General features: G+C 58.6%; 19 protein-coding genes. 12 read left to right on the top strand and 7 right to left on the bottom strand.

The genetic code is table 11. The features are described 5' to 3' along the window. Positions 1-47 precede the first annotated feature (47 nt). Positions 48-932 (top strand): lysophospholipid acyltransferase family protein, encoded by an 885-nt coding sequence (locus tag IEX44_RS13580; RefSeq protein WP_188694723.1) that lies wholly within the window; start codon positions 48-50, stop codon positions 930-932. 95 nt (positions 933-1,027) lie between these two features. Here the strand turns inward: IEX44_RS13580 and IEX44_RS13575 are convergent, their stop codons facing one another. After that, positions 1,028-1,852 (bottom strand): symmetrical bis(5'-nucleosyl)-tetraphosphatase, encoded by an 825-nt coding sequence (locus IEX44_RS13575; protein WP_188694720.1) that lies wholly within the window; start codon positions 1,850-1,852, stop codon positions 1,028-1,030. A gap of 266 nt (positions 1,853-2,118) precedes the next feature. Between IEX44_RS13575 and IEX44_RS13570 the strand changes: the two genes are divergently transcribed. Continuing rightward, a complete protein-coding gene (locus IEX44_RS13570; RefSeq protein ID WP_188694717.1) occupies positions 2,119-2,649 on the top strand; it encodes a helix-turn-helix domain-containing protein in 531 nt (176 codons plus the stop codon). Here the strand turns inward: IEX44_RS13570 and IEX44_RS13565 are convergent, their stop codons facing one another. The 4 genes from IEX44_RS13565 to IEX44_RS13550 form a co-directional block, all read right to left on the bottom strand. Next, positions 2,650-3,402, bottom strand: coding sequence for a class I SAM-dependent methyltransferase (locus tag IEX44_RS13565; protein ID WP_229679123.1), 753 nt, complete (start codon positions 3,400-3,402; stop codon positions 2,650-2,652). After that, on the bottom strand, positions 3,399-4,241 hold the full coding sequence (locus tag IEX44_RS13560) for a M90 family metallopeptidase (protein ID WP_188694711.1): 843 nt from the start codon (positions 4,239-4,241) through the stop codon (positions 3,399-3,401). The genes IEX44_RS13565 and IEX44_RS13560 overlap by 4 nt, the downstream gene beginning before the upstream one ends. Before the next feature lie 90 nt (positions 4,242-4,331). After that, a complete protein-coding gene (locus IEX44_RS13555; protein ID WP_188694708.1) occupies positions 4,332-5,387 on the bottom strand; it encodes a glycosyltransferase family 4 protein in 1,056 nt (351 codons plus the stop codon). Then, positions 5,384-6,325 carry a UDP-2,3-diacylglucosamine diphosphatase gene (locus IEX44_RS13550; protein WP_229679121.1) on the bottom strand — a complete coding sequence of 314 codons (942 nt, stop codon included), beginning with the start codon at positions 6,323-6,325 and terminating at the stop codon, positions 5,384-5,386. The genes IEX44_RS13555 and IEX44_RS13550 overlap by 4 nt, the downstream gene beginning before the upstream one ends. A 48-nt stretch (positions 6,326-6,373) precedes the next feature. On the opposite strand from IEX44_RS13550, the gene IEX44_RS13545 reads away from it, so the two are divergent. The 5 genes from IEX44_RS13545 (at position 6,374) to IEX44_RS13525 (ending at position 10,613) form a co-directional block, all read left to right on the top strand. Further along, positions 6,374-6,586, top strand: coding sequence for a DUF1289 domain-containing protein (locus IEX44_RS13545; RefSeq protein ID WP_188694705.1), 213 nt, complete (start codon positions 6,374-6,376; stop codon positions 6,584-6,586). Between the two features lie 296 nt (positions 6,587-6,882). Next, positions 6,883-8,136, top strand: coding sequence for an MFS transporter (locus tag IEX44_RS13540; protein ID WP_308423801.1), 1,254 nt, complete (start codon positions 6,883-6,885; stop codon positions 8,134-8,136). A gap of 149 nt (positions 8,137-8,285) precedes the next feature. Further along, a complete protein-coding gene (locus IEX44_RS13535; RefSeq protein ID WP_229679117.1) occupies positions 8,286-8,801 on the top strand; it encodes a hypothetical protein in 516 nt (171 codons plus the stop codon). Beyond that, positions 8,798-9,868: a sensor histidine kinase gene (locus IEX44_RS13530; RefSeq protein ID WP_229679115.1), complete on the top strand. Its 1,071-nt coding sequence runs from the start codon at positions 8,798-8,800 to the stop codon at positions 9,866-9,868. The genes IEX44_RS13535 and IEX44_RS13530 overlap by 4 nt, the downstream gene beginning before the upstream one ends. A gap of 22 nt (positions 9,869-9,890) precedes the next feature. Further along, complete coding sequence (locus IEX44_RS13525) at positions 9,891-10,613, top strand: LytR/AlgR family response regulator transcription factor (protein ID WP_188694703.1); 723 nt, start codon at positions 9,891-9,893, stop codon at positions 10,611-10,613. On the opposite strand, the gene IEX44_RS13520 is transcribed toward IEX44_RS13525, so the two are convergent. Further along, positions 10,600-11,250 (bottom strand): TetR/AcrR family transcriptional regulator, encoded by a 651-nt coding sequence (locus tag IEX44_RS13520; protein ID WP_188694700.1) that lies wholly within the window; start codon positions 11,248-11,250, stop codon positions 10,600-10,602. The genes IEX44_RS13525 and IEX44_RS13520 overlap by 14 nt on opposite strands. 217 nt (positions 11,251-11,467) lie before the next feature. On the opposite strand from IEX44_RS13520, the gene IEX44_RS13515 reads away from it, so the two are divergent. From IEX44_RS13515 to IEX44_RS13500, 4 genes are all read left to right on the top strand, one after another. Beyond that, positions 11,468-12,571: an AbrB family transcriptional regulator gene (locus IEX44_RS13515; protein WP_229679113.1), complete on the top strand. Its 1,104-nt coding sequence runs from the start codon at positions 11,468-11,470 to the stop codon at positions 12,569-12,571. A gap of 33 nt (positions 12,572-12,604) precedes the next feature. Then, the gene (locus IEX44_RS13510; protein ID WP_188694697.1) at positions 12,605-12,922 is read left to right on the top strand and encodes a hypothetical protein; all 318 of its coding nucleotides are present in this window, start codon (positions 12,605-12,607) and stop codon (positions 12,920-12,922) included. 138 nt (positions 12,923-13,060) lie between these two features. Next, on the top strand, positions 13,061-13,882 hold the full coding sequence (locus IEX44_RS13505) for a helix-turn-helix transcriptional regulator (RefSeq protein WP_188694695.1): 822 nt from the start codon (positions 13,061-13,063) through the stop codon (positions 13,880-13,882). A gap of 163 nt (positions 13,883-14,045) precedes the next feature. Beyond that, positions 14,046-14,432 (top strand): surface-adhesin E family protein, encoded by a 387-nt coding sequence (locus tag IEX44_RS13500; RefSeq protein WP_188694693.1) that lies wholly within the window; start codon positions 14,046-14,048, stop codon positions 14,430-14,432. Between the two features lie 83 nt (positions 14,433-14,515). On the opposite strand, the gene IEX44_RS13495 is transcribed toward IEX44_RS13500, so the two are convergent. Then, on the bottom strand, positions 14,516-15,079 hold the full coding sequence (locus IEX44_RS13495) for a TetR/AcrR family transcriptional regulator (protein WP_229679111.1): 564 nt from the start codon (positions 15,077-15,079) through the stop codon (positions 14,516-14,518). 162 nt (positions 15,080-15,241) lie between these two features. Between IEX44_RS13495 and IEX44_RS13490 the strand changes: the two genes are divergently transcribed. Beyond that, positions 15,242-16,327, top strand: a complete 1,086-nt coding sequence (locus IEX44_RS13490; RefSeq protein WP_188694687.1) for an aldo/keto reductase — start codon at positions 15,242-15,244, stop codon at positions 16,325-16,327. Positions 16,328-16,335: the final 8 nt, after the last annotated feature.

The raw sequence follows: 16,335 nt of genomic DNA, 5'->3' as shown, positions 1-16,335 counted from the left end.
GAATATTGAGGTCACACAAGGAAGTGCGTCCCACTGTATCGAATGCCATGTCGCTTACCCGTACCGCGCTGCGTATCAGCCGCCTTTCCCGCTTTGCCTTGCACCTGACACGTGCGCTGTACGCCGGTGCCGTGCGTTTTCCGCGTCTGAGCCAGGAAGAGCGCATTGATTACACCCACTGGTGGTCGATGCGGCTGGCGCAGATTCTGGGCATTACGGTACGCGTGCAAGGTATTGCACCTGGCCGCTACCCACCCAATCACCTGCTATTGTCCAACCACATTTCCTGGTTGGATATCTTCATCCTGAATGCGGTTACGGTCTCGCGCTTTGTCGCCAAGTCCGAAATCCGGGAGTGGCCGCTCATTGGTCGTCTATGCTGCCACACCGGCACCTTGTTCATTGAGCGCGAGAAAAAGCGCGATGCGCATCGCGTCAACAACGCAATGATCGAAGCTTTGCAGTCTGAACACTGCGTTGCCGTGTTCCCGGAAGGCACCACTTCGGACGGTTCGCGCATTCTGCCGTTCCGGTCATCCTTGATGCAGGCCGCGCTGGATAGCCGTGCCACCATTCAGCCCGTGTATTTGCGTTATACGGATGCAGACGGCAACTACAATCCGATTCCGGCGTATATCGACGATATGTCGATTGTCAGTTCGCTGTGGCAGATTCTGGGCGCGCGCGGTCTACATGCCGAGATCAATTTCCTGGCACCGTTTCCGGCAGATCATGCAGACCGCCGGCACCTGACCCAGTTTGTCGAGTCACGGATCTCGGCCGCACATCGTGCCCTGAATGAAGGCGATGGCAACTGCGAAGCGCTCTTTGCGCCGGTCAGCCCTGCCAATTGCTCACCAGCAGAATCCTGTGCAGAAGCAGCATCAGACGAACTGCAGGACACCCTGGCCGGGCGTCATATCCCGGTTTAATCGCCCCACGCCATCCAGAGATTAATGAAAAAGGCCGGCAATCTTTTGGAGATCGCCGGCCTTTTGTATGCTGCGCGTGGAGCGCCAGCCACAACTTATTCAGCCGCCACATCCTGATAACTGCGCAACGCCGGCTGCTGAGTGATCTCGGCGGTGTCCAGGTTCACCGCAGTAAGCTGACCACCCCAGATGCAGCCTGTATCTGTCGCCCAGACCTCATCATTCATCCGCAGACCCAACGCCGACCAGTGTCCGCATACCACCCGCTGCGTACGCTTGCGGCCTTGCACACTAAACCAGGGTTGCAATCCTGCGGGAGCCTGTTCCAGTTCACCCTTGAACTTGAGCTGCAAGTTGAAGTCTTTGTCGACAAACCGCATACGCGTACACGCATTCACCGTAAACCGCAGGCGTTCAGTCTTGTTTTTGGCGTCGTTCCAATGAGCAGGCTGGCTACCGTACATGTCTTCGATAAACGCCTTCCATTGCTCACCACGCAAGGTTGCTTCTACCGCAGCGGCGGCTTCGAGCGCTTTTTCCTTGCTCCAGCCAGGCCAGACCCCTGCATGCACAAGTAACGCATCACCCAGGTCGATCATGAGCGGCTGGTACCGCAACCATTCACAAAACGCTGCACACTGCGGGTGATCCAGGATCGCGTCCAGCGTATCGCCCGCCTTGCGTTTGGCAATGCCGGCAGCCACCGCCAACAGATGCAAGTCATGATTGCCCAGCACTGTTTGCACCGCACCACCCTGCCCCATCACCCAGCGCAGGACGTCCAGTGACTGTGGACCACGGTTGACGAGATCCCCGACCAGCCAGAGGCGGTCGCGGCCAGCATCAAACGCCAGCTTGTCCAGCAACAGGGTCAATTCTTCAAAACAGCCTTGGATGTCTCCGATTACGTAACGCGCCATTCGTATCCCTTGCCCAAACTCGCGTGCATCCGGCTGCACGCAAACATGTGCTGAATTATACGCAGTGGTATTGCGTCACGCTGCATGGCAACACGCCTGGGAGACCGCCAAAAGGTTAAAAAAGGTTCTATTTGCAATAATCTGGACTTCGCTTATGCGAATTTAAGATGAATCCCATGGATCGTAATTTACTCGCCCGATAACTTAAGCGGCTGACCAGGGTGCCGCTCTAGGCCGCGCCGGTTTACGCCAAGGGGAGCAGGCAAGTGAGAATCGGATATCTGCCGTACAACGGGGATGTGGATATGGACCAGTTGCGCCGCCACATGATGCAAAAGCTCAATTGCCAGGCCGTCTTTGTCGATCAGGGACCACACTCGCGCAGACAATTGTCGATGGCACTGACCAGCATGGTGAGCCACGATATCCTGGTGATTGAATCCATCAAACAAACCGGCTTTAGCGCCTTCCAGTTTTTGTCTTTGCTCGAACAGATCGACCGCCGCGGCGCAACGCTGGAAATCACTTCACCGCTGCTGAATTCCAGCAAACCTGACGGGCAACGCCTGCTGCTGGAGTTACTGATCCGGCACTTGCGCACCGAACGGCCAGGCAATACCCGTCATCTGAGTAAACGTCGAGGTCGCCGGCCCAAACTTGATGCCGATGCCATGCGACAGATTGCCGAGCGCCTGCGTGCCGGGCTCAACACGCGCGACATTGCCCGGCACATGGATGTGTCCATCGCCACCCTGTACCGCTACAAACGCTTGATTGAAGACAACAACGAAGTCTGATCACGCATCACGCAATGGCAAGTACGCGTCAAACCGCGTGCTTTCTCCATCAAAGCTGAAGTCCGGTTTCACTCCGGCCAGCCACGGCGCAGTACGCGGACGTTTCACCACCACCCGCTGGCGCGCGATAGTGCGTGCCGGCGCCAGCAAGACATCCGCATCCGTATCGCCACCGATCAGCGTCTGAAAAGCGTGCATGTCTTTTTTGGCACGCGCACGCTTGTCTGGCTCCGGAAACATGGGGTCCAGATACACGACATCATAACTGGCTGGCTGACCTTGCTCCGGCAACCACTGGCGGGCGTCATGCTGTTCAAGTTGCATGCGACCAACGATCCGGGCGATGTCCGGATCCGCTGTACCACGCCGCAAACCATCGGCCAGCAATGCACAAGCCACCGGGTTGCGCTCCAGCAAATGCACCGTACAGCCCAGCGTGGCCAGCACAAAGGCATCGCGACCCAGCCCCGCGGTGGCATCCAGCACCGTCGGGGTATTGCCAGCCTTGAGGCCAACCGCTTTGGCAACGGGTTGCCCGCGCCCTCCCCCAAATTTGCGTCGGTGCGCCTGGGCGCCTTCGATCAGATCAACTTCAACGCGCGCTTTCTCGCCCACTTCGGCCAGCACCAGCCGTTCACGTTCCCACGCCAGGTAATGCCCGGTTTCAGGCGCGGCATCGAGCAGCGGCAAACCAAACTGTGCGGCCCATTGCGCACCTGCACTATCCGCTGGTGCAAATACACCGACACTCATGCCCATCCTCCCGGCACCGGGGTCGGGATCACCGGGCCGAAATCCAGCGGTTCAAACGCGGGGCGATAACGCACCGCCGGCAGACGATTGACTGGATCCTGGCGGTAAAACTGTTTGAGCTGCTCGTAGATACGCGGGTAATGCGTGACAAGCGCGTGGGGCGTTTCGAAGAAATATTCGCTGAACACGGCAAAACACTCGGCTGGGGACTCGGCAGCATACAGGTCTATGGGACTGTACATATCGTGGTCCGCCAATCGGCGAAGGTGGTTGTAGGCCTCTGAAAACGCTGCTTTCCAAACAGCTGCATCCATACCCGCATGCAAGGGCGGACGGCCGTTGGCATCGCCATTGCGCATATCCAGCTTGTGCGCCAGTTCATGAATGACCACGTTCCATCCATCAAGCCACGGCGATTGCGAGACATCCAGCCAGGACAATAACACCGGCCCCTCCGGCCGCGCCTGACCAGCTAGATGTTGCTCATACTCATGGACGAGGCCGATATGATCGGTGTAACGATCGCGCGACAAAAACTGCCCGGGATAAACCACGACCTCGGACCAATCGTCATAGGCGTCGAAATCCAGATTCATGATTGGCAACACGGCCTGGGCAGCCAGAATGACGCGAGCCTGGTCGTTCAACGTCAGCTCATGCAACGGCGTGATGGTTTTGGTATGCAGGAACCACGCCGCATGTTCGCGCAAGCGCTCACGCTCTTCAGCGGTCAGCCCAATGAACAGCGGCAAGTCGATCGCCGTTTGCCATAGCGCGTCCGGAATCGGGTTGGCTGCCAGAAAACTGGCGCGGCGACGCTGACGCAAAAATCCGAACATGCGGCTTCAACCGGTGAAAGGTAACCCGGTTGAAGTGAGGGGGATTTGCGCACTTTCAAGGTGACGCAACTCCCCTGCGGCGCGATGCAATTACTGGCCGGCGCCTTCCACCACCAGCGCGACTTCCTGTTGTGCTGCAGTCGTAAACGGGTGCAGATGGGTCAGGAACTGGCGACTGGCCTCGGCCCATGAGAATTTCTCTGCATGCTTGCGCACCGCTTCACGATCAATGCGCAGCGCATCAAGGCAAGCCTTGCCCAGATCTTCCTGCAAGGCCCCAGGACCATCGGTACCGATGACGTCAATCGGGCCCGTAACCGGGTAGGCCGCCACCGGGCAACCGCAAGCCATGGCTTCGAGCAAAACCAGGCCAAAAGTATCCGTGCGGGATGGAAACACGAACACATCCGCCGCGTTATAGACCTCGGCCAGTTCGTTCTGATTAAGTACGCCCAGCCAGTGCACACCCTGCGCTTCGCCGTATTTCGCCTTCAGTGTCGCGGCGGCCGGGCCATCACCACACACCCAGCGCGAACCTGGCAAATCCAGTTGCAGGAAGGCTTCAACGTTCTTCTCTACCGCAACGCGGCCAACGTACACAAAAATCGGACGACGGGTTTGCAGGCGCTCCCGATCACCCGGTTTGAAGATATCCAGATCCACCCCGCGCGACCACATCACCACATTTTTGAATCCGCGCGCCTGCAAGTCATCGACCACCACGCGGGTTGGCACCATGACGGCTTCGGCCGCATTGTGGAAACGGGCCAGAAAACCGTAGGTCCAGGACACTGGAATCCCGAAGCGCAGTTGCACATATTCAGGGAAGCGCGAGTGATAGGCAGTGGTAAACGGCAGTTTGTGGTTAATGCAATAACGCCGCGTTGCCATGCCCAGCGGGCCTTCGGTCGCAATATGGATTGCATCAGGCTTGAAGGTTTCGATGTGCTGGGCAATCTTCTTGCCCGGCCGCCAGGAAAGGCGGATTTCCGGATAGGTCGGGCACGGAAACGTACGAAACTGCTGCGGGGTAATCAACTCGACGGTATGACCCATCTTGATCAGTTCGGCACGTGTTTGCTTGAGTGTACGCACTACGCCATTCACCTGGGGTTCCCAGGCGTCGGTCACAATCAGGATTTTCATGCAGCAGCCCCTTGCAGACCCAGCGCATTGGGTGCTGGTGCAGCCAGCGCCGCAATCTGGGCGGATTGTTCTTCGAAGTATTTTTGCCAGGTCACGATGCGCAACTCGCCCGTGGGTAATTCCACCAGCGCGGTCAGGCTTTCCACCCAGTCGCCATCGTTGCAATACAGAATGCCGTCGATCTCGCGCATTTCTGCTTTGTGGATATGGCCACAAACCACGCCATCAAGCCCGCGCTCACGTGCTTCCTGTGCGACCGCGTTTTCGAAACTGCTGACGAAGTTCACCGCAGTTTTGACCTTGTGCTTGAGGTATTGCGACAAGGACCAATACCCCAGACCCATGCGGGCGCGCAGGCGGTTGAACCAGTAGTTCAGACGCAACGTAATGCCGTAGAGGCGATCGCCGACAATCGCCAGCCACTTGGCACACTGGACCACACCATCGAAGCGATCGCCATGCAACACCAGCAATTTGCGACCATCCACGGTTTCGTGGACCACTTCATCTTCAATGCGGATGTCACCAAACATCAGTCCGAGGAACTGGCGCGCTGCTTCGTCGTGGTTGCCAGGAATGTAGATCACATGGGTGCCCTTGCGCGCTTTGCGTAGCACTTTCTGGATCACATCGTTATGGCTTTGTTGCCAGTACCACGAACGCTTCATGGCCCAGCCATCCACAATGTCGCCAACCAGGTACAGGTATTCGGATTCTGTGTTTTTGAGAAAATCGAGGAGATAGTCGGCTTGGCAGCCTGCGGTGCCAAGGTGGATGTCGGAGATCCAGATACTGCGGAATTTCAGCGCGTGATCCGCCATGTCGAAGTCCCAGCCGTTGGTTTGACGCATATTGCATAGATCAAATGACAAACGCGCGTCGGTTTGATGACGACTGCGTGAATCACGCCAGGCGGCTACGGCTTGACACAGTCCCATCGCAACGTCGATAGTCGAACCCGGATTTTCGCCAGACCTGCCCTGCCAATGAACAAACCTCCCCGCCCCGCTACCCCATGTATCGCCGTCTGCTCAACCGGTATGGGTGATGACGTCTGCCGCGGTTGCGGCCGCACGTTTGTTGAAGTTTCACAATGGGTGATGATGACCGACGAAGAGCGCGGTGTAGTCTGGGATCGCCTTGAGGCGCACTGGGCCAAGGTGGGTCTGCCGCCCCCCTGGCTGGCACGGGGCGTTTAAGCCCGGGCCATCCATCGGTAACCTCATCAACAAGACCTGCCTGGCGCAGGTCTTTGTCATTGCCCGCGACCTTGGGCGCCCAACCCTGACATTTCGTTATGCATCGAAGCATCCTGCCGTCCGCGCCAATAGACTGAACGCTTGTTGTACGCGCGGACTAACCAGCATGAACGATTTTTCTGTTCCCCAAACCGGCCAGCAAACCCGGGCTCCTTTGCAATACCTGACGCTGCTGGCGCTTTGTCTGGCGGTACTGGTGGCCCAAGTGGACACCGCGGTGATCAACCTGGCTGCTCGTGCCATTGGCATTGCGCTGGCCGCTGGCACCAGTCAGCTGCAATGGGTGGTGGATAGCTACAACCTGCTGTACGCCAGCCTGCTACTCACCGGGGGGGGTGCTGGCGGATCTGCGCGGTCGGCGTTTGATATTCATCATCGGCGCCGCACTGTTTACGCTGGCTTCTGTACTCTGTTCTGTCGCGCCCAACGTGCCAATGCTGATCGCCGGACGTTCGCTGGCAGGGCTGGGCGCTGCATTGCTGATCCCGGCGTCGCTCGCTTTGATCCGGGTGATCTGGCCCGATCAAGCCACACGTGGGCGAGTCTTGGGTATCTGGGCTGCTTGTAACGGTGTTGCGCTGGCCATCGGCCCCACCCTGGGCGGTTTGCTGATTCACTATTGGGGCTGGCGCAGTATCTTTCTGGCCGTCGTGCCATTCAGTATTGCGGCCGTCGTACTGGCGGTGCTGCATATCCCCGAGTCTGCCGATCCGCAAGCGCGGCATTTCGATCTCTTCGCCCAGTTGGCAGGCGCTTTGGCGCTGGCCACATTGGCTTTTGCCGCGATTGAAGCGCACGCGCACTGGCGCTGGGCACTCGCCGCGCTCTTTGTCTGCCTGCTCGCCGTCGGCTTGTTTGTGCGCATTGAAAAACACCACGGTGCAGCAGCCCTGGTCCCGCTGGATCTCCTTGGCATCGCGGCTTTCCGGGGTGCAGTAACAGGCACTCTGGGCATGACCTTCGGTATGTATGCCGTTTTGTTCCTGCTCCCGCTGACCTGGCAGGCCACAGGCCAGTTGTCCACGCTGGGTGCCGGCCTGGCCTTGATGCCGATGGCGCTCGTATTTGTGCTGGTATCCCCTTTTTCCGGGGCTGGCACCCGTATTTGGGGCGTGCGCAGCATAACCTGCGGCGGGGTTGTGGTGATTGCCACTGGACTGGCCATGATCGGTTTGGGGAGCGGCGCTGGTCACCTGCTGGCCGATGAGATCGGCCTGGCCTTGACCGGCGTGGGCATGGGCATGGCAACAGGCCCGTTGATGGGCGCAGCAGTAGGCGCAGTCAGTGCGGCACGCGCGGGCACAGCCTCTTCGTTGATCAATGTCGCCCGCATGGCCGGCGCGACACTGGGTGTCGCCATACTGGGTGCGATCTACACCGTGGCGGGCAGCGGGCCGGCAGGGCTACGTGTCGCCATGATGTCTGGCGCCATCGTGCAGGGGATATGTGTCGCACTGGCGTGGCAGCAGATCGGCAAGCCAAAGGGCTGAGCAAAAAACGCGCGTGGGCCGCCATGCAACTCATCAGTATGGATGACAACTCATCCGTGCCTGAGACGTCTTGTCGCAACCCTCATCAAGCCTGCATGGCCGTGCCTACACTGGGTTCCAGTTTCTACCCCCACAGCAAGGAGCCCACCATGTCACACGTCCCCGGATATGTTTTTGTCATCCTCGCGGTCCTGATTTACATTGGCGTCAAGCGTTGCATGCCACGTGAAGTCAAACCAGAGCGTTTGCTGCTGTTTCCGCTACTGATTGTCGCCAGCGGGTTCAACAGCATGGCCGCACTCTTTGCGCACGCTGCCCCGACCAGTTGGGCTGGCGCGGTGATGACCGGGGCGATCGGCCTGGCCGCTGGCTGGCATCATGCCCAAGGCTGGCGCCTGTCTTTCAATGCAGACGGTAGCCGGGTGCGTTTGCCTGGCGACCCAAGCTTGCTGATCATCATTCTGTTTACTTTCGGATTTGAATTCGTGCTGCATTTCGCTCTGGCTGCGCATCTGACCTGGATGACCTCCCCGCTGTTTGCCCCGGTTTCATTGGGCGTGTGGGGCTTGCTGGCTGGCATGCCGGCTGGTCGTGCGATCAATGTACTGGTGCGCAGTCAACAGTCCATGTCCGTTCGAACCCTGGGTTCCGGAGCGGCACAATGAGCGAGCAACTCGCCCCGCGTCCGCCAGCATTCATGTCAAGCCGCTGGGCCAGTCTGACTGACACCGGCTCGCCCTGGTTTGCTATCACACTGGTCATACTGAACAGTTTGATCGGCCTGGGTTTCTGGTTTGGCGGTCACGGAGACGTACTGTGGTTTGATCTGTTGATCTCCAACAGCATCGGTTTTGTCGCCTGGGGCTTTGGCCGTTTGATGACCCGGGGCGGACGTCAGGCGGGTCTGGTGGTACGCAGCCTGGTGATTGCCCCCGTGAGCGTACTGATCGGGGTGGCGGTCACAGGCCTTACGACCGGTGTGCTGCCTCCTCTGGTCGGGCCCGATGCCGGCCGGATCTGGTTGCATCTTCTGCCCACGTTCCTCGTCGCCAGTGTGGTGTGTGCACTGGTCACCATTTTGTTTCAGTCCATGCGTATGCGGACCGCACTGGAAACCGAAAAGCGCCGCGCGGCCGAATTGCGCCAATCAGAAACCGCAGCGCGGCTAGCGATGTTGCAAGCGCAGATCGAGCCGCATTTTCTGTTCAATACCCTGGCCAACGTACAAAGCCTGATCAGCCGTGATCCAGATCGCGCTGCGCAGATGCTGGATCACCTCAACCGCTATTTGCGAGCCAGCCTCTCACGGACCCGCAAACCCCAGTCTTTGCTGCAAGAAGAGCTGACGCTGATCGAGGCACTCTTGTCCATTGCCGCGATCCGTCTGGGTGAACGCCTGCAATACCGCATCGACGTCGCCGCCACGCTGCGCGATCTGGTCTTGCCCCCCTTGTTGCTGCAACCCTTGGTTGAGAATGCCTTGCTGCATGGTATTGAACCTGCTGTCGAGGGCGGCAGCATTACCGTGAGTGCGCGGCGTGAAGGCGCACAACTGATATTAAGCGTGATCGATACCGGGGTTGGACTGGGAGTAAGCACCCACGTGCATGGCGGAGTCGGGTTGTCCAGCGTACGTACCCGGCTGCACACTTTGTATGGCGAGCGCGCCAGCCTGTCGGTCTCTGCCAACACCGGTGCTGGTGTAACCGCCTGTTTGACTATTCCAGTCTGAGAACCCTGAGAATATCCCGCCCATGCCTACCGCACTGATTGCTGACGACGAGCCCAATCTGGCCGCCGAACTGGCTGAACGACTCACCCGCTTCTGGCCAGAACTGACCATCGTCGGCATGCCGCGCAATGGCATTGAAGCGCTGGCGCAGATCAATGCCACGCAGCCGGACTTTGCCTTTCTGGATATCCGTATGCCGGGGCTGGATGGCTTGAAGGTAGCGGGCCTGGCAACCGGCACCCGCGTGATCTTTGTGACTGCCTATGACGAGTACGCGGTCGAGGCGTTTGATGCTTCGGCCGTTGATTATCTGCTCAAGCCCTTGAGTGACGAGCGCTTGTTACGCTGCATTACCCGTCTACAGCGCGAAGCACCAGCACCAGCCCCGGTCGTGTTGCCGCAGCTTGCCAAAGACAGCGGGCCCATCCGCTGGTTAACCGTTGGCCTTGGCGATACCACACACCTGGTCGCGGTCGATGATGTGGCTTTTTTTCAGGCGACGGACAAATACACCGAAGTGGTTGTGGGCGACAAACGCCATTTGATCCGCACGCCATTGAAAGACCTCGCACTGCGGCTGGACCCGGAACGTTTTGTGCAGGTGCATCGCGGCGTGATTGTGTCTCTGGCGGCCATCGAGCACGTTCAGCGGGATTTGCTCGGCCGCTTGCGGATTCATTTACGAAACCGCAGCGACACCTTGCCGGTCAGCCGGGCGTATGCGGGACTGTTCAAGCAGATGTAGCCGCCACCGCCTGCCGTGCACTCACCAGCCAGCTACGCAGCAATTCACGCATCTCTGCCAGAACCATGTGACGCGTTGCCGGGTCTTCGGCATTGGCCGCGGCAACACCTTTGAGAACATGCAACATCAAGATCGCCATGGCATGTGCACGCGCGTCTGGAAGCCCTGGAATAGCTTTCTGTAGTACCTGGCTCATGCCAGCGCGCGAGTGCGCCCGAAACTGCTGGCGGATTTCCTGACTGCCTTCCCGCGCATCGACCAGCGCCAGCACGACGGCACGCTGGGTAAGCAGTTCCTCACGCAGATCAACCAGCGCCTCCGCCAGACCCTCCAGGGTCATGCGATCAGCCTGATCGGCCAGCTCTGCCAGGCCAGCCACCGTGCTCTTGGCATACTGTACTAACAGGCTGTCGGCCACCGCCCCTTTGGTCGGGAAAAACCGGTAGAGCGAGCCAATGGCCGTGCCGGAGCGGGCGGCAATTTCGGTCATGGTGCTCTTGTCATACCCATTTTCAACAAAGACCAGCGCGGCGGCCTCAAGAATGGCTGCAACCCGCTGGCGACCGCGTTCACGCTGTGGTGCGACCGCTTGCACCAGCGGCACGGCGAGACTTTCTTCTTCGATCGGACTGGACATAAATGCGAATATATTTGAGATATTCCTCGCATATTAAACCGAGGGCCATTTTTTACCAAATGCAAACTGAACAACACATAGAGCTTGTCCGCCGTGAGCTGCGCATCAAATTATGCGCATACTCGGTAATAGTCGTTGATTTATGCGAGGACATCCTCTAGTATTTTTTGCGAGGACACCTTCGCATATTTCATCAACACCCCGGAATAAACACCCCATGCACACCGCCCAAGCCGAGACAGCGCTTCAAGGCCGTCTTGCAAAGACCAGCGCCCGCACGCAATGGTCCATGCTGGTCGTCTTGTCCTTGCTACTGGGCGCCGGGCTCAGCGCCTGCGGGTTGCCGGCAGCCTTGCTGCTGGGGCCGATGATTGCCGGGATCATCGTCACCGCCAATGGCGGTAGCCGCGGTATTGCACCGCTGCCATTCCAGATCGCACAAAGCATTGTCGGGGCGATGATCGCCCGTACTTTGCCAGGTTGGGTACATGGTGATATCGGCGGGCACTGGATGCTGTTTGTGGGCGGCGTGTTATCCGTGTTGGCCATTTGCACGCTGCTGGGCTGGCTGCTCACGCGCATGCACGTCTTGCCTGGCTCCACAGCCATGTGGGGTCTGAGCCCCGGCGCGGCAACGACCATGACGCTGATGGCAGAAGCATTCGGTGCAGATGTCCAATTGGTGGCACTGATGCAATACCTGCGCGTGATGCTGGTGGCCGCCGTCGCGAGCGTCATTACCCGCATCCTCGGTGCCCACGGCGTGCATGGCACACTCGCCTCAACCCATTGGTGGCAGATGCCGGACTGGCTTGCGTTGGCTGGCACGGTGGCACTGGCGGGCATCAGTATCTGGCTATCCCGCCGGTTCAAATTGCGCGCAGGTGCAATTTTGATCCCCATGTTCGCCGGTATGTTGCTGGTCCATCTGGGCTGGCTAAAAATTGAACTGCCCGTGTGGTTGCTGGTGGGCGCCTACGCCATCATCGGCTGGCATGTCGGTCTCAAGTTCACACGCCCCTTGCTGCAATACGCGGCACGTGCCCTGCCCCGCATCTTGCTCTGTACGCTGGCCTTGATCGCCGCATGTGGTGGTCTGGCAGTCGTCCTGGTCCAGGTGGCCGGTGTCGACCCGCTCACGGCGTACCTTGCGACCAGTCCAGGTGGCGCAGATACCGTCGCGATCATCGCCGCGTCCAGCCATGTTGATGTGTCTTTTGTTATGGCCATGCAGGTCTCCCGTTTCATGACCATCTTGCTGGTCAGCCCATTGCTGGCGCGGCTCATGGCCGGCCGGGCCAAGGCTGCCAAACGTTCTTGATCTCTTCAATTGCATTCTCATCTGAGCAATAACATGAACTATATCGCCCTCTTTTTTGCCGGAGCCTTCTTGTGCAACAGCCTGCCTCATCTGGCCATGGGGCTTTCCGGTTTGCCCTTTCCCACACCCTTTGCCAAACCACGCGGCAAGGGAGACTCCTCACCTCACGTCAATTTTCATTGGGGACTGTTTAACCTGGTGGCTGGCGCACTGCTGTTGTATACCCACCCGGTGACGCCAGGCTGGAACTGGCCGTTTGCAGTCGTGATTGCAGGTGCACTCGTACTGGGTGATCGCATGTCGCGACGTTTTGGTGAAGTACAGCGTGCCAAACGCCAGGGCACACAGTGAAATAGTGCGGTTTGCCGCCCCCTTGGTCACCGCTTTATCAGCTTCTACGCGCGCGGGTCTTCGCCTCTTTCGCGATGGATTGCATGTGTTTATGCTCATGATCGAGCACCATGACGATGGCGATGAACCAGGTAGAACATGAGCACCACGCAAGACAACCGGCTGGGTAATTACCTGAAAAACCGTCGCGCACGGCTAGACCCGGTTGCGTTCGGCTACCCGTCTGGCAACCGGCGCACGCCAGGTCTGCGGCGGGAAGAAGTCGCCCTGCGCGCCAATATCAGCGCCACCTGGTATACCTGGCTGGAGCAAGGCCGCGGCGGGGTGCCATCTACCGCCGTGCTCGAACGCATTGCCAGCGCGCTGGACCTGACCACCGCTGAGCGCGAACACCTCTTTTTGCTGGCACAAGATCGTCCGCCGGAATTACGGCATCAGACACCCGGCGCGGTCTCTGACCGATTGCAGCGGATCCTGGATGCCATGCCGCTCAGCCCGGCTTTCGTACGGACGGCCAGTTGGGACATCGTGGCGAGGAACCAGGCTGCGCTCAAGGTCCTGGGTGACTACGAAAACATGCCACCGCAGCAGCGCAACACGTTGCGCATGCTGTTTGGCAATCCGGAAGTGCGCAAGCGAATGGTGAACTGGGAAGAAGATGCGCGCTCTGTCGTAGCGACCTTTCGCGCAGAGTCCACCCGGGCCGGCGCACCGGATACCGTGCGAGCGCTCGTGGCTGACATGATTGCCATCAGCCCGGACTTTGCCAGCATGTGGCATCGCAACGAGGTGCGCACGCATGGTGAAGGCACCAAACACATCATGCATCCGGTGGTAGGGCTGTTAACGCTGGATTACTCCGCCTTTGCCGTCGATGGCCAACCCGATCTAAGCATGATCGTGTACAACCCCGCCTCCCCCGAAGACATTGAACGCGTGCGCGTGTTGATTGGTCGGTAGCACATGCGCCGGCTAGCCCGGTAAACCATGCAGGATGGCCGCCGTTATAGGTCTGGCGCTGTCCTTCTGCTGCAACGAACCGGTTGCAAAGATATTGAACACCTGGCGTGTTTTGGGCACAGTGCCCCATGCGTGCTTATCAACCAGAATAACGACCCCAATCATGCTCTCACTCTTGCTCGCTGCCAGCTTGTTCTCCCTGGATGGAACAAACCAGATCGACTTGGACACCGTCAAACGGATGGGCAATGTCGTCTCCGTGCGTATGGTCACCTCAGGTATCAAATCCGAAAAGGACCCGCGTATTGCCAATGTACTAAGCGACATCGAACTCGATTGCACCGCCCACAAGGCACGGATCTTCGCGACGTATTTCTTTGACGACAAATTCAAACTGCTGTCCAAGAACCCGCCTCACGACAGCACTGCAACCGCTTACACCGAGGACAGCGTTTTTGCGCTGATTGAAGATCGGCTCTGCAGCAACCCGCAGGCCAAGCCAGGAGCCGCTGTGGCCTCTACACCACTCGTGACCAAACCTGCCAACTGATTGCAGTAGGTGCACCAACAAAAAAAGGCCTTCAATGGCCTTTTTTTGTTGGTGCTACCTTGACCCAGAATCATCGGATCACCCTATACCAGCGCCACCGCCAGCCATTGCACCTGCCGTTCAATCAAGTCTCTTAAATCGGTGCTGTCTTGCGCTGCCAGTTTGAAACCACGCACAGCGGCCAGCAGGGTGCGGGCAATCTCGGTGGCTGATTGTTCCAGACCAGAGGCCGCCACGGGCTCGGCCAGCAAGCCTTCAAGACAAACCTGCAAACGCGCATAAGGCACTTGTTCGATGCCCGGAATCTGGCTGTCCAGCGACAACAAATCCTGGGCATCCGGGTGCTTTTTGATTTCGTCATAGGGTTTGATGCTGCAGATCTCAAATACGTGCATCAGTTTCTTTGCCAGCGGCCAGTCTGGCTGCAGCGTATTGGCAATGGTGCCGAGCATGGAGTCGATCATCCAGCCCAGCACAGCCTCAAACACTTCCGCCTTGCCTGGGTAGACAAGGTAGAGCGCCGGCCGTGACAAGCCGGCTTCTTTCGCCAGATCGCCCATGGTGGTGCGGGCAAACCCGTATCGAATGAAGACGGTGTATGCCGCCTGGATGACCTGAAGTTCGCGTTCATTCTGCATGATTGACATTATGACATTTTCGAGCAAAACGTCAAAAACACATTGACACTTTATCATAAAATGTCAGAATGGCATAAAACGCGGAACGGCATCGCCACCAGGACCGGTCCTTCCACGCTTGTGCAACTGGCTCCTGCCAGTGATCCGGACTGCTTTGCAAGGAACCCCGACATGTCTCTTGATGCTTATGTTTCGCTGGGCCGTACTGGCCTTTTCGTCAGCCCGTTTGCCCTTGGCACCATGACCTTTGGTGAGGATTGGGGCTGGGGAGCAGATGACGCCACCTCTGCAACCATCCTTTCTCGTTATCTTGAAATGGGCGGCAATTTCATCGATACCGCCAACGGTTATACCTTTGGTCATGCCGAGAAAATCATTGGTGACTATCTGGGCCAGCACAAAGCCGAGCGGGAACGATTGGTGATTGCCACCAAATTTGGCACCAGCATGCATCCGGGCGACCCCAACGCGGGCGGCGCCAGCAGCAAATCCATCATCCGCGCGTGTGAGCAATCTTTGCGCCGCCTGCAAACGGATTACATCGATCTGTACTGGATGCACTTTCCAGACCCCTACACGCCGATTGAAGAAACACTGCGCACGCTGGAACAACTGGTCTCGTCCGGCAAGGTGCGCTACATCGGTTTTTCCGACTCGCCAGCCTGGAAAGTTGCCCAGGCACAGACCATCGCCACGCTACGTGGCTGGACACCGCTGGCCGGCATCCAGCTGGAGTACTCTTTGCTCGAACGCTCGGTCGAAACAGAACTGATCCCCATGGCGCAAGAACTGGGGTTGGGCGTGGTGGCCTGGTCACCGCTGGCCAACGGCATGCTCTCTGGCAAGTACAACCGCAACAACGCTGGCAATGTAGCAGGTAGCCGCGCTACGCAGTTTGGGGTGCCGTTTGGCGAACATGAATTCGCCCTCATTGATGCGCTGACTGACATTGCCAACCGGCATGAAACGAATGTCGCGGCAATTGCTTTGGCCTGGGTACGCGCCCGGGCCGGCGTCAGCTCCACCTTGCTGGGTGCCCGTACCGTGGCGCATCTGGATGCCAATATCAAAGCACTAGAGGTACAACTGAAAGTAGAGGACATCCAGATGCTGGATAATCTCTCTACCCCGCCACTGACGTTCATCCCCAAAGTGGCCGGGCTGGCCGATTTGCTGATGTACCACGGCACGTCAGTCAACGGCCAGACCCGCCCTGCGTGGTGGGGCGCACCGCCAAGCGCTGCTGCCATTTACTGATCAGGTCT

Source organism: Silvimonas amylolytica (genome assembly GCF_014645555.1).
In the GTDB taxonomy this organism is placed as follows: domain Bacteria; phylum Pseudomonadota; class Gammaproteobacteria; order Burkholderiales; family Chitinibacteraceae; genus Silvimonas; species Silvimonas amylolytica.
Note: the sequence above shows the minus strand (reverse complement) of the source record. Positions and strands in the feature narration are given on the sequence as shown.